The following is a 12798-nucleotide window of genomic DNA, read 5'->3' as shown; positions in this document are numbered from 1 at the left end:
CGTTGAGGCCAGCGGTGCTTGCGACGACCTCAGTATGCGCCGACCCACCGACAAAAACGGGCTACGACAGGCCCGTGGCCGCCAATCGCCACAGCGGTGACACCGGACCATGGCCTTTGCCCAGGTCATAGGAGGCCTCAAGGCAGCGGCGGGTCCACTCCTTGGCGAATTCGAACGCGTCGGGCACCGAGTAGCCGTGTGCCAGGGCGCAGGCGATGGCCGCCGCGAGGGTGTCGCCGCCGCCGTGATCGTTGCCGGTGTGGATGCGGGGCGCGGTGAATTCGAGGAACCGCTCGCCGTCGAAGAGCAGGTCGGTGCTGTTGTCCGAGGAGCGCAGATGCCCGCCCTTCACCACGGCCCAGCGCGGCCCGAGCGCATGTAGGGCTTCGGCGGCGCGGCGGGCGCTGGCCTCATCGGTGACCTCGACACCGGTGATGAGCCGCACCTCGTCGAGATTCGGGGTGACGATCGTGGCGACCGGGAACAGCGTGTTGCGCACCGCGTCCAGCGCTTCTTCGTGCAGCAGCGGATCGCCGTGCATTGAGGCCGCCACCGGGTCCACCACCAGCGGAATCTCCCCATCCCGCCCGATCCCGACCTCCCGGCAGACGCCCGCCACCGCTTCGATGATCGCCGTCGACGCCAGCATTCCGGTCTTCGCGGCCCCCACCCCGATATCGCCCACCACCGACCGCACCTGATCCGCGACGATCTGCGGCGGAATCTCATGGAACCCGCTCACCCCCACCGAGTTCTGCACCGTCACCGCCGCCACCGCCACACACGCGTGCACCCCGCACAACGCCATGGTCCGCGAATCGGCCTGAATCCCGGCCCCACCACCGGAGTCCGTTCCCGCAATAGTGAGCGCCCGAACCGGCGTCTGACCACTGGGCACCAAGGGCAGCAATTCCACCCGACCACCTTATCGGGGGCCTGGTCCGGCGCTCTGCGCTGTCGGCTGCAGCCGGTCGCGCGGCCGTGGAAGTCCGGCACCACCGCAGGCACGGCTGCGCGGTGGTGCACTGGTGCGCAAACGCCTGCTATTCGGAGGCAGGCCGTTCGAGCGGATCACCCAGCGTCAGCACGACCAGGGGCAGCGGCTTCGACACCTTCGACTGGTAATCGGCGAGGAGCGGGTTTTCGCGGAGTGCCCAGGCGGCGAATTCTTCGTAGCGGTCGCCGGTAAGGGCTTCGGCGGTGGCTCGGTAGGTGGTGGGGCCGAGTTCTACTGTCACGTCGGGGTTTGCGCGGACGTTGTGGTACCAGGCGGGGTAGCGGTCTTCGATGAAGGAGCTGACGTAGAGGGTGTCGTCGCGGTAGAGGGCGCCGAGGACGACGGTGTGGGGGCGGCCGGATTTGGCGCCGGTGGTGGTGAGGATCAGCAGGGTGGAGCCTGCGTAGTCGCCGCCGACTGTGCCGCCGTTCGCGCGGAATTCGCGAATGATCTCGTCGTTCCAGGTGGCGATTTCGTCGGGGGAGTACTCCTTGTTCCAGGGGGCGTCCGGGTCGTCGTAGGAAGTGATCTTGCTGGTGTCTGCGGAGCTGCCGGATTCCGTCATGGCGGGAGTATGGCAGTGGGTACCGACAGAAACGGCGCACCGAACTCAGCGCACCATCTGGTCGAGCAGGCGGCGGGCCGCGCGGTCGGTGCGGGCGGCGTCGCCGGTGATGAGGCGGTCTTGCAGGATGCCGCGCAGGCCCGAGATCAGCAGGGTGGCAACCACTTCGGGGTCGTCGATGGTGTCGATGTGGCGCAGGCCGTCGGCCAGGGCGCGGATGAAGACGGCGATGGCTTCTTCGGCGTATCGGGCGTACGGGCCGTGGGGTGCGCAGGCGGCGCCGAGCACCTGCATCATCACCCGCACGCTTGTCACGCCCTCGCCGGAGCTGTTGGCGACCCAGAAATCCCACAGCCGCTCCCGCAGATCGGCCGCGTCGGTGACCCCGGCGAATATCGCCGAGATATCGGGCCGCTGCGTCGCCAAGGCCTGGACCAGCAGGTTCTCCTTGGTCTCGAAGTAGTAGATGAGCATCCGTGAACTGGTGCCGAGTTCGGCGGCGAGCGGACGAAGGGACAGGTCGGCGAGGCCGTGTTCGGCGATATAACGCACCACGGCGGCCAGGAGTTCGGTGCGTTTGGCGTGGTCGAGTGGGCGAGCCATGGATTGACTGTAGCGACTGTTACAGATATTCATGACATCGTGGATGTAACAGTCGCTTCAGAAACTCCGCGCTCGGCCGATGATGTGGTCATCACGGCCTACGCGGCCACCACTTCACTGGCCGCCGATATGGATCTGACCTGGGCGGAGCTGCTGCGCGGCCGCACCGGCATCGGCCGGCTCGACGACGATTTCGCCGAGGAGCTCCCGGTGCGCATCGGCGGCAAGCTGACCGAGGACCCGGCCGCCGAGCTGAGCAGGGTCGAGCAGCGCAGGCATTCGTATGTGGAGCAGCTGGCGCTGGTGCTCGGCCGCCGGGTGTGGCGGGCGGCCGGGACGCCGGAGGTCGAGGGTGAGCGGCTCGCGGTCGTCATCGGGACCGGTCTCGGTGGCGGCGACGCGTTGATCGACGCGGTCGACGCCATGCGTGCGGGCGGTTACCGCAAGGTGGCCCCGATGACGGTGCCCATGGTGATGCCGAATGGCCCAGCGGCGGCGGTGAGTCTCGAAATCGGCGCGCGGGCAGGGGTTTACGCTCCGGTATCGGCCTGCTCCTCGGGTTCGGAGGCGATCGCGCACGCCTGGCGGCTGATCCGCACCGGCGAGGCCGATGTGGTCGTCGCCGGTGGCGTGGAGGGCCATATCCACGCGGTGCCGATCGCCAGCTTCGCCATGATGCGGGCCATGAGCACCCGCAATGACGAGCCCGAGCGCGCCTCCCGGCCGTTCGACCGCGACCGCGACGGATTCGTCTTCGGTGAGGCCGGCGCACTGGTCGTCCTCGAATCCGAGCGCCACGCGCGCGCCAGGGGCGCCCGCCCGCATGCCCGCGTGCTCGGCGCGGGCATCACCTCCGACGCCTATCACATCGTGGCCTCCGAACCCGAGGGCAACGGCGCCGCCCGTGCCATGCGCAAGGCGATCAACGCTGCGGGACTACAGGATTCGGATATCCAGCATGTGAATGCCCACGCCACCTCGACCTCCATCGGCGACGCTTCCGAGGCCAACGCCATCTCCGCGGTGACGCCGGCCGCCTCGATCTACGCCCCGAAGTCGGCCCTCGGCCATTCCATCGGCGCGGTCGGCGCCCTGGAAACCGTCATCACCGCGCTCACCCTGCGCGAACAGGTCGTCCCGCCGACGCTGAACCTGGACAACCCGGACGTCGACCTCGACATCGTTACCGGTGCACCCCGCCCGCAGCGCATCGACTACGCCCTCACCAACTCCTTCGGCTTCGGTGGCCACAACGTCGCTGTGGCGCTCGGCCGGGTGTAGACGCCCGCTTATGTCCGCAAGACCTTAGACCATGGAACGTCTCGTCCACTGGCGTTGTACTGGATTCAGCAACGAAACACCAGCTTTCGAGAATTCAGGAGAACATCATGCGAATCGCGATCTTCGGAGCCACCGGAACCCTCGGCCGCCACGCCGTCGAGCGGGCCCTGGAGCAGGGGCATGAGGTCACCGTGCTCACTCGCGACGCGAGCCGGGTCGGCAGGCAGCATGAGCGGCTGCATGTGATCGAGGGCGATGTGCTCGATCCGACGGCCGTCGAGCGAGCGGTCACCGGTCAGGAGGCGGTGCTGATTTCCCTGGGTAACGGCCGCAAGGGCGTGGTCCGCGCCGAGGGCACCCGCAGCGTCATCGAGGCCATGCAGCGTACGGGCGTGAAGCGGCTGATCTGCCAGTCCACCCTCGGCGTCGGCGACAGCAGGCCGAATCTGAACTTCCTCTGGAAGTACGTCATGTTCGGGATGTTGCTGCGGCCGGCCTACGCCGATCACGTCCAGCAGGAGGAGTATGTGCGCGCCAGCGATCTGGACTGGACCATCGTCCGGCCGAGCGCCTTCACCGACGGTCCCGCCACCGGAACCTACCGGCGCGGATTCCCGGCCGACGCAAGCGGTTTGGCGTTGAAGATCTCGCGCGCCGATATCGCCGAGTTCATGCTCGAACAACTCACCGACCGCAGCTATCTGCACCGCGCCGCGGCCATCTCGAACTGATGACGAGCCTTCACCCGCTGGTGCGCGGCTGCCAGCGCCAGGCGAACTCACCCGGCTGGGGAGCCGGGCCGGGTAGTTCGCCGACGCCGGCCAGGCCGTCGACCAGCAGGGCGAGCACTCGTCGCCGCAATTGCGTGGTGCGTTCGGGGTCGGGCGTGCTGACGGCAGCGCAGGCGTCCAGCACGAGTCCCAGGTCCAGGTCGGTCACGTCCGAGCGAAGCCGGCCGGTGGCGTGGGCCCGCCGCACCAGTTCCGTCGTCAGCTCACCGGAGCGCTGTACGTCGGGCACGATCGAATCGTCGGGCGTGAAGGTTCCCGCCAGGCGCACCGTGAGCGAATGGACATCGGCGTCCACCACCCGCTCCAGGAAACCCACCAGCCCTCGCCAGCCGTCCGGATCTTCCAGGGCCGCTTCCGCTTCAGCGTTGTAGCGGCGCAGGCCCTCGTAGCAGAGCGTCCGAAGAAGTACGTCTTTGCTCGGGTAACGGCGATAGAGCGCGCTGATGCCGACGCCCGCGCGTTCGGCGACGGCGGAGATCGGTGCGCCGGCATCGGCGAGGAAGACCGCGCGCGCGGCCTCGAGGATGATGCCGTCGTTGCGGGCGGCCTGCGCCTTGCGGCCGGGCAAACCCTTCTGACCTGGTGCATCGGATGTTTTCGGCATGGATTCAGGGTAGCACTTGAAACGGAATGATCCGTTCTGTTACGGTGAAACAGAACAAAGTATTCCGTTCCAAATCACGAGGAGCTCGCCATGACCATCCGCCCCTTCACCGTCGACATCCCGCAGGCCCGGCTCGACGATCTGGCCGACCGGCTGCGCCGGGCGCTCTGGCCGCATGAGCTGCCCGGCGTCGGCGATGCCTACGGCGTTCCCGGCGACCGCGTGCGGGCGCTCGCCGAGTACTGGCTGGAGAAGTTCGACTGGCGCGCGGTGGAGGCGCGGCTCAACGCCTACCCGCAGTTCATCGCCGAGATCGACGGCGAGAGCATCCACTTCCTGCATGTGCGCTCCGAGCGCGAGGATGCGCTGCCGGTGATCCTCACCCATGGCTGGCCCGGCTCGGTCCTGGAATACCTCGACGTCATCGAGCTGCTGACCGCGCCCGAATCGCCCGACGCGCCGGCCTTCCACGTGGTGATCCCGTCACTGCCCGGATTCGGATTCTCCGGCCCGACCCGCAGCACCGGCTGGAACGTCCAGCGCACCGCCCGCGCCTGGGTGGAGTTGATGGATCGGCTCGGTTACCAGAAGTTCGGTGCGATCGGCAACGACGGCGGTTCGATGGTCTCCCCGGAGATCGGCAGGCTCGCACCCGACCGCGTGGTGGGTGTGCATGTGACGCAGCTGTTCTCGTTCCCGTCCGGCGATCCGGCCGAATTCGATGGCATCTCCGCCGACGACCTCGCCGCGCTCGAGCACCTGAAGTGGTTCCAGGACAACAAGATGGCGTTCAACGTGTTCTGCAGCCAGCAGCCGCAGACGCTGGCCTACGCGCTCGCCGATTCCCCGCTGGGTCTGCTCGGCTGGAACGCGCAGCTGTTCGGCGAGAGCCTCGACGAGGAGTTCGTGATCGCGAACATCGCGCTGTACTGGCTGACCGGCACCGGCCCGACCTCGATCCGCTTCTACTACGAGCAGGCCCATGCCGCCGAGCAGCCGTCGGAGCCGACCACCGCGCCGACCGCGCTGGCCATGTTCACCGGTGATTTCCAGTCGATGCGCCGGTTCGCCGGACGCGATCACAGCAATATCGTCAGCTGGAATTCCTATGACGTCGACTCGGTGGTCGGCGGGCCCAACGATGCCGCCGGGCACTTCGCCGCGCACGAGGCGCCGCAGGTGCTCACCGCCGACATCCGGCAGTTCTTCGCGCAGGTGCGGTGAGCGGGACGACGCTGCCCAGGTCGAGTGGACCTGGGCAGCGTTTTTCCGCGTGGTTCAGGCGTGCTCGTGCAGATCGCCCCAGGCGGGGAACGGATCGGGGTAGTTGGCCCAGGCCTGCGGGCCCGCCGCGAGTTCGGCGTCGGTGAGCAGGGCGCGGTCGAGTAGTGCGCGAATGTGGTCGCGGTTCAGCTTGATTCCGATGAAGACGATCTCCTGCCCGGCCGGGACCTCCAGCGAGGACCACCACGCCGCCGGCTCGAACACCAGATTCGGACCGGCCTGCGACCAGATGGCGGCCAACTCCGACCGGCTGGCGATCCAGCAGAAACCCTTGCTGCGCAACAGTCCCCGCAGCTGTTCGAGCGCCTCGGCCAGACGCTGCGGATGGAACGGCCGATCGGCGATATAGGTGAGGCTGCTGATGCCGTACTCCTCGGTTTCGGGCACATGGCCGCCCGCCAGCTCCTCCTCCCAGCCCTCGGTCGCCGCGGCGGCGACCGGGTCGTAGCGTCCGGTGTCGAGCACTTCTTTCAACTCGACGACGCCGCGCTGAGTCCGTAAAACCCTGGCGCGTGGATTCATTCGCCGCACCGTCGCCTCCACCGCACCGGCGGCCTGCTCGCTCACCAGGTCGGTCTTGTTGATCAACAGCACATCCGCGAACTCCACCTGATCGGCCAGCAGATCGGCGATGCCGCGCTCATCGCCCTCGCCCGCTTGCAGGTTCCGCTCGGCGAGCGCCTGGCCGCGGGCGATCTCGGCGAGGAAAGTCGAGGCGTCGACAACGGTCACCATGGTGTCGAGGCGGGCGATGGAGCCGAGGGTGAATCCGTCCTCGAATTCCCAATCGAAGGTGGCCGCCACCGGCATCGGCTCGGAGATGCCGGTCGACTCGATCACCAGCTGATCGAAGCGCCCCTCCCGTGCCAGCCGCCCGACCGCCTCGATGAGGTCCTCGCGCAGGGTGCAGCAGATGCAGCCGTTGGTCAGCTCGACCAGCTTCTCCTCGGTGCGATCCAGATGTCCCTGGCCCGCCACCAGCGCCGCGTCGATATTCACCTCGCTCATGTCGTTGACGATCACCGCGACACGACGGCCCTCACGGTTGGCGAGGATGTGGTTGAGCAGGGTGGTCTTGCCCGCGCCGAGGAACCCGGACAGCACGGTCACCGGCAGTTGCTGGGGAGGTGAAGTGGTCATCTACAAATGATAACCATTTTCATTAACCGTCGATGGAGGTGGTCCCGACTCCGAACTACCGGCGCAGTGCGTCGAGGGCGTGCTGGACCTGCGGGCCGACGATGGCGTCCACGCGGGCGCGGGTGAGCGGGGCGTCGGCACCTGCGAGGACGAAGATCTTGACGAACGCATTGCTATCCCAGGAAATGAGGGTGTAGTACACGATGCGACCGTCGGAGTAGAAATCCACGCTGGAGAAGGCGGCACTGCCGACGCCTTGCACAGCACCGCTGTCGTCGCCGGTTTTTCCGAGAGACTGGCCGGCGCTGTCGAACCGGGACGAACTGTTGGTGAGTTTGTCGGCGAACTCCACGGTCAAATCGTGCGCCGTGACGGCCTGGTTGGGCGCCGGTCCTGTCAACCCATAGCTGGAGTCGCAGGACAGTTCGCCTCCGCCATAACTGTCCGGCGGTTCGGCCTCGGACTCCTGCTTATCCGGAGGGCCCGGTATGAAGAAGGCCATGGCATCGGCCGGGACGAGCTCACACGCATCGCCCACCGCCGAGTACGAATAGGCGCCCTCCCAGGTCTTCTCCTCGGTGGTGGTCGGCGCCAGGGTGGGCAATGCCTTGCTGGTCGGGGACGCCGAACGGTCCGCCTCGGAGTCCGACCCGGACCCGATCGCTATCGCGCCGATGCCGATCGCGAGGACCCCGACGAGTGCCGCGCCGAGGATGACGGGCAGCCAGTTGCGCGGTGGTGGCGGCGGTAACGCGCCATAGGGCGGCGGTGGGTCCCCAGCCGGTTTTCCGGATGGCGGTAGCCCAGGCGGATTCTGCTGTGGCGGATAGTAAGTCATCAGACGGTGACTCTACGGGGATACGACCAGGCCGGAGCCGGCGAGTGACAGGGCCGGCGCGGATCGATTCACCCTGAGCGCAACCCTGTCGGCGGCACCCGGACCCCGCGCATCATGCACGAATGCTTATGGAGAGGCGCGTCGAGCGAGTCGAGCGGCGGGTAGCGCTGTATCGGCGGCCGGGGTTTCTGCGTGCGCTCGCCCCGATCGCGCTGCTGGTGATCTGGCAGGTCGCCAGTAGCAGTGGCTGGGTGTCGGCGAAGAAATTGCCCGCACCGTCGGTGGTACTCGATGCCGGGTTGGAGATCTATCGTTCCGGTCAGCTCGGGGAGGCGCTGCTGGTTTCCGGTGAGCGGGCGCTGTTCGGGTTCCTGCTGGGTGCGGTGCTGGCGGTGGTGCTGGGCGTCCTGGCGGGAATCAGCACGACCGGGGAATACGTGCTGGATCCGCCGTTGCAGATGTTGCGCACCATCCCGTTGTTCGGGTTGATCCCGCTGTTCATCATCTGGTTCGGGATCGGCGAGGAGCCGAAGATCTACCTGATCGCGCTCGGGGTGTTCTGCCCGCTGTATCTGAATACCTTCGCCGGGATCCGTCAGCTGGATCCGAAGCTGCTGGAACTGGGCCGCACCCTGCAACTGACCCTGTCCGAGCGATTGCGGCTGCTCATCGTGCCCGGCGCGCTGGCGCAGATCCTGGTCGGCGCGCGGCAAAGCCTCGGCATCGCCTGGCTGTCGCTGATCGTGGCCGAGCAGATCAATGCCAGCGCCGGCCTGGGTTTCGTGATCAACAACGCCCGCGAATTCCTGCGCACCGACATCGTGATCTTCGGGCTGCTCATCTACAGCCTGCTCGGACTGGCCACCGATTCGATCGTGCGCGCACTCGAACATCGCGCGCTGCGCTGGCGTCCGTCCGTCGACCGAGGGGTCCAACCATGACCGTCATCGAGACCGCCACCACTTCGGCGGCGCGAATCACCGGACTGGGCAAGAGCTTCGGCGCCCGCACCGTCCTCGACGGCATCGAGGTCGACATCGCGGCGGGCGAGATCGTCGCACTGGTCGGGCGCAGCGGCTCCGGCAAGTCGACGCTGCTGCGGATCATCGGCGGACTCGACCACGCCGATCGCGGGACGGTACAGGTCGAGGCGCAGCCGACATTCGTCTTCCAGGAGGCGCGGCTGATCCCGTGGCTGCCGGTGGTCCGCAATGTGGCGCTCGGACGGCCGGGCCCGCGCAATCGCCGGGCCGACGAGAAGATCGCCAGGGAACTGCTCGACCAGGTCAACCTGCGCGAGCGCGCCGACGCCTGGCCGCTCACTCTCTCCGGTGGTGAGGCGCAGCGCGTCGCCCTGGCCAGGGCGTTGGTCGCGCATCCGACGCTGCTGCTGCTCGACGAACCCTTCGGCGCCCTGGACGCACTGACCCGCCTGGCCATGCATGAGCTCTTGCTGCGGTTGCAGGCCGAACGCGGGTTCGGCGTCCTGCTCGTCACCCACGATGTCGCCGAAGCGGTCGCGCTCGCCGATCGGGTGCTGGTGCTCGACCAGGGCCGCATCGCCGAGGACGTCCGCATCGATCTGGCCCGTCCCCGCCCGCCGTCGTCGCCGGAAGCGGCCGAGTACGTCACGCGGTTGCTGGCGCTGCTCGGCGTCACCGTCTGATCCACCCGTTCGATTACGCAGGAAAGCAGTTCTCGTGAAACGACTCTCGATCTTCCGCCTCGCCGGTGCGGCCCTGGTGGCCGCCGCTGTCTTCGCCACCTCGGCATGCGGTGAGGAGGCCGCGCCCGCGCCGACCGGTCCGGTGGATCTCAGCACGGTCACCTTGAAAGTCGGTGATCAGAAAGCGATTTCGATCGAGGTCCTGCTGCGGGCGTCGGGCCAGCTGGAGAACCTGCCGTACAAGATCGAGTTCTCCACTTTCACGGCCGGACCGCCGCTGATCGAAGCGGCCGGGGCGGGCGGTATCGATCTGGCGCAGACCGGCAATACCCCGGTGATCTTCGGTGCCGCGGCGAATGCCGATATCAAGATCGTCGGTGCGCTGGCCGCGACGGGTAAAGGCGATGCGATCCTCGTCGGCAAGGATTCGAAGGTCGCGTCGGTGGCCGATCTGAAGGGCAAGAAGGTCGCCGTCACCAAGGGCAGCTCCGCGAATGCGAACCTGCTGCTGCAACTGCAGAAAGCGGGCCTGAGCCTGGACGACGTGGAACCGGTCTACCTCGCCCCAGCCGACGGCTACGCCTCGCTGACCCGCGGCGACGTCGACGCCTGGGCGGTCTGGGATCCCTACACCGCCATCGCCGAAAAGGAGGTCGGTGCCAAATCCATCGCCTCCGCCGATCAGGCCGCCAACGGCTACAACTTCTGGGTGGCCTCGAACAAAGCCGTCGACGACCCCGGCAAATCGGCCGCCATCCGCGACTTCTTCACCCGCTACGCCGCGGCCACGCAGTGGTCTTCGGACAATCTCGACCTGTGGTCGGCCAAGTATGCAGAGCTGACCGCCATCCCCGTCGACGCCTCCCGCACCACGTGGACCCGCTCGATCAAACAGCCCATCCCGCTCGACGACCAGGTGATCGCCTCCGAACAGGAGATCGCCGACGCCTTCACCGAGGCCGGCGCGATCCCCGGCAAGGTTGCCTTCGCCGACTTCGTCGATCAGCGCTTCGACCAGCAGTAGCCGCCGGTCACGACCCCGCGACGGGTGCCCGCAGGCCTTCCAGCATCCGCAACATGACGGTCTCCGATTCCCGGGCCGCCGTCTCGGGGTCGTCGGCGGCCGCCACGATCAGCGACGCCTCGCACAGCACCCGGAAGGCGAGCTGGGCCGCGATATCGGTGTCGAACGGGCGCAGCTGACCGATCGCCGCCATCTCATCGAGCAGCCCACGGATCAGCGGCAGCGCCAGCTCCGATTCCAGCCGCTTGGTGCGCTCGTCACCGAGCACCCGGGTGACCTGGCGCAGCAGGGCCAAGGTGTCGGGGTCGGCCGCATACGCCTGGATCGCCGCCCGCGCGGCCACCTCCACCCGCTCCCACGACTCCGCCGTCGTACCGGCGACTTCCTCGGCCACCTTCATGGTGACCGCCGCCGTAGCCTCCCGGTACACATCGGCGAAGATCTGCTGCTTATCCGGAAAGTGGTGATACACCGCGCCCTTGCTGACGTTGGACTCCCGCGCGATATCGTCCACCGACGTCTCGTCGTACCCCCGCTCGACGAACAGCGTGCGCGCGGCGTCGATGATCGCGCTCTTGGTGAGCGCGGCATACATCTCGCGTCTGCTGGTTCTGGTAGCGGCCACGAATACCAGTCTAGTCGCCGACCACGCGACTGCCGACGGACTCGGGGTCGGACGCCGTCGCCCGGGCGCGTTCGGCCTCGCCGGCCGATTCCGGCACCTTCCCCAGCGCCCAGCGCAACATCGGCGGTGCCATGATCGAGGTCACGACGGCCACCAGCACCAGGGCCGTGTACGCCTCGGTGCCGAGCACTCCGAGCTGCAAGCCGACCATCGCGATGATCACCTCGATCACGCCGCGGGCGTTCATCCCGGCCCCGAGCGCCACCCGGCTGTGCAGGTCCAGCCCGCTCAGCCACCCACCGAGGTAGGCACCGGCGAACTTGCCGATGATCGCCGCGCAGGTCACCGCCAGCGCCGCGGCGAGCACCACCGGTTCGGCGAGCGCGGTCAGATCCATCCGCAGTCCCGCGGTCGCGAAATAGATCGGCGCGAGAATCGTCATCACCATCGTCGACAGCGGCCCGAGATGCGCCGCGGCCACACCACTCGAACGGATGAGCACGCCGCTGAGGAACGCGCCGAGAACCGGCTCGAAGCCGACGGCCCCGGTCGCCACGGCACCGGCCAGTATCGCGATGACCATCACCACCGTCACCCGCCCGGTGGTGTCGGTGGGCGAGTCCTGCCGGGCCGCGGAGTCCGCGCGGCGCATCGCGGCCCGGATCAGCGGACCCGCGATCGTCACCGCGACCACCAGCACGCCGATCAGCCCGCCGACCGCGGCGACGACCGACAGGCCGGTGACACCATGGGCGGCCAGCGCGGCCACGATCGACAGCAGCAGCCAGCCCACCGCATCGTCGATCGCGCTGGCCGCGAGCACGAGCTGGCCGATATCGCGGTGCATCAAACCGAGTTCGAGCAGCGTTTTCGCGATGACCGGAATGGCCGAAACGCTGAGTGCTACCGCGATGAACGCCGCGAACACCGCGGGCTCGATGTCGTCCGGGCGTAACGGCAGGGCCACCGTGAGTCCGGTACCGAGCCCGAGCAGCAGCGGAACCAGTAACCCGGTGCCACTGACCTTGGCCACCGTCGACGTGTTGCGGCGGGCATAGCCGATATCCAGCTGAGCTCCGGCCAGGCCGACCAGCAACAAGACGCCGAGTTGCCCGACCACGTCCAGCAGATGCTGGTGCTCGCCCGTCGTCGGGAACAGCAGACTCGACACCGAGCCGAGGTGCCCGAGTACCGACGGACCCAGCAGAATGCCGGCCGAGAGTTCACCGACGATGCGCGGCAGCCGGACCCGCAGCGCGATGCTGCCGAGCAGGCGCGCGGCCAGCAGCAGCACGCACAGTTGAACCAGCAGGATGAGCACGCTGTGCGTCGGAACCGGGGGCACCGGCGCCGACGCCAGCGTTGTCGTCGACGGCATTG

14 protein-coding genes are annotated in these 12798 nt (G+C 67.8%); 6 read left to right on the top strand and 8 right to left on the bottom strand.

Annotated elements, in window-relative coordinates; translation table 11 throughout:
• Positions 1 to 61 precede the first annotated feature (61 nt).
• The 3 genes from thiD to NOCYR_RS25815 all read right to left on the bottom strand — a co-directional run bounded on the left by thiD (position 62) and on the right by NOCYR_RS25815 (position 2165).
• On the bottom strand, positions 62 to 916 hold the full coding sequence (gene thiD / locus NOCYR_RS25825; RefSeq protein ID WP_048833727.1) for a bifunctional hydroxymethylpyrimidine kinase/phosphomethylpyrimidine kinase: 855 nt from the start codon (positions 914 to 916) through the stop codon (positions 62 to 64).
• 127 nt (positions 917 to 1043) lie between these two features.
• Complete coding sequence (locus NOCYR_RS25820; protein WP_014353360.1) at positions 1044 to 1562, bottom strand: nitroreductase/quinone reductase family protein; 519 nt, start codon at positions 1560 to 1562, stop codon at positions 1044 to 1046.
• A 45-nt stretch (positions 1563 to 1607) separates the two neighbouring features.
• Complete coding sequence (locus NOCYR_RS25815) at positions 1608 to 2165, bottom strand: TetR/AcrR family transcriptional regulator (RefSeq protein WP_014353359.1); 558 nt, start codon at positions 2163 to 2165, stop codon at positions 1608 to 1610.
• 39 nt (positions 2166 to 2204) lie between these two features.
• On the opposite strand from NOCYR_RS25815, the gene NOCYR_RS25810 reads away from it, so the two are divergent.
• On the top strand, positions 2205 to 3446 hold the full coding sequence (locus tag NOCYR_RS25810; RefSeq protein WP_048833726.1) for a KasA/KasB family beta-ketoacyl-ACP synthase: 1242 nt from the start codon (positions 2205 to 2207) through the stop codon (positions 3444 to 3446).
• 107 nt (positions 3447 to 3553) lie between these two features.
• Positions 3554 to 4177 carry an NAD(P)-dependent oxidoreductase gene (locus NOCYR_RS25805; RefSeq protein WP_014353357.1) on the top strand — a complete coding sequence of 208 codons (624 nt, stop codon included), beginning with the start codon at positions 3554 to 3556 and terminating at the stop codon, positions 4175 to 4177.
• Positions 4178 to 4187: 10 nt separating this feature from the next.
• Here the strand turns inward: NOCYR_RS25805 and NOCYR_RS25800 are convergent, their stop codons facing one another.
• On the bottom strand, positions 4188 to 4841 hold the full coding sequence (locus NOCYR_RS25800; protein WP_048833725.1) for a TetR/AcrR family transcriptional regulator: 654 nt from the start codon (positions 4839 to 4841) through the stop codon (positions 4188 to 4190).
• 90 nt (positions 4842 to 4931) lie between these two features.
• Here NOCYR_RS25800 and NOCYR_RS25795 point away from each other — a divergent pair, with 90 nt between their 5' ends.
• Entirely contained in the window at positions 4932 to 6065 is a 1134-nt protein-coding gene (locus NOCYR_RS25795) for an epoxide hydrolase family protein (RefSeq protein WP_014353355.1), read from the top strand.
• Between the two features lie 54 nt (positions 6066 to 6119).
• Here NOCYR_RS25795 and NOCYR_RS25790 read toward each other — a convergent pair whose 3' ends face one another.
• On the bottom strand, positions 6120 to 7265 hold the full coding sequence (locus tag NOCYR_RS25790; RefSeq protein WP_048833724.1) for a GTP-binding protein: 1146 nt from the start codon (positions 7263 to 7265) through the stop codon (positions 6120 to 6122).
• Positions 7266 to 7320: 55 nt separating this feature from the next.
• A complete protein-coding gene (locus NOCYR_RS25785; RefSeq protein WP_148280762.1) occupies positions 7321 to 8103 on the bottom strand; it encodes a hypothetical protein in 783 nt (260 codons plus the stop codon).
• A gap of 128 nt (positions 8104 to 8231) precedes the next feature.
• Here NOCYR_RS25785 and NOCYR_RS25780 point away from each other — a divergent pair, with 128 nt between their 5' ends.
• The 3 genes from NOCYR_RS25780 to NOCYR_RS25770 are packed head-to-tail and all read left to right on the top strand — an operon-like array spanning position 8232 to position 10793.
• On the top strand, positions 8232 to 9044 hold the full coding sequence (locus NOCYR_RS25780; protein WP_014353352.1) for an ABC transporter permease: 813 nt from the start codon (positions 8232 to 8234) through the stop codon (positions 9042 to 9044).
• Positions 9041 to 9769, top strand: coding sequence for an ABC transporter ATP-binding protein (locus NOCYR_RS25775; protein WP_014353351.1), 729 nt, complete (start codon positions 9041 to 9043; stop codon positions 9767 to 9769). Before NOCYR_RS25780 ends, NOCYR_RS25775 begins: the two co-directional genes overlap by 4 nt.
• A 34-nt stretch (positions 9770 to 9803) precedes the next feature.
• Positions 9804 to 10793 (top strand): ABC transporter substrate-binding protein, encoded by a 990-nt coding sequence (locus NOCYR_RS25770; RefSeq protein ID WP_014353350.1) that lies wholly within the window; start codon positions 9804 to 9806, stop codon positions 10791 to 10793.
• Between the two features lie 7 nt (positions 10794 to 10800).
• Here the strand turns inward: NOCYR_RS25770 and NOCYR_RS25765 are convergent, their stop codons facing one another.
• Both NOCYR_RS25765 and NOCYR_RS25760 read right to left on the bottom strand, forming a co-directional pair.
• The gene (locus NOCYR_RS25765; RefSeq protein WP_048833722.1) at positions 10801 to 11418 is read right to left on the bottom strand and encodes a TetR/AcrR family transcriptional regulator; all 618 of its coding nucleotides are present in this window, start codon (positions 11416 to 11418) and stop codon (positions 10801 to 10803) included.
• Between the two features lie 10 nt (positions 11419 to 11428).
• Positions 11429 to 12796, bottom strand: coding sequence for a cation:proton antiporter (locus tag NOCYR_RS25760; protein ID WP_048833721.1), 1368 nt, complete (start codon positions 12794 to 12796; stop codon positions 11429 to 11431).
• Positions 12797 to 12798 lie beyond the last annotated feature (2 nt).

Source organism: Nocardia cyriacigeorgica GUH-2 (assembly GCF_000284035.1).
Taxonomy (GTDB): domain Bacteria; phylum Actinomycetota; class Actinomycetes; order Mycobacteriales; family Mycobacteriaceae; genus Nocardia; species Nocardia cyriacigeorgica_B.
Note: the sequence above shows the minus strand (reverse complement) of the source record. Positions and strands in the feature narration are given on the sequence as shown.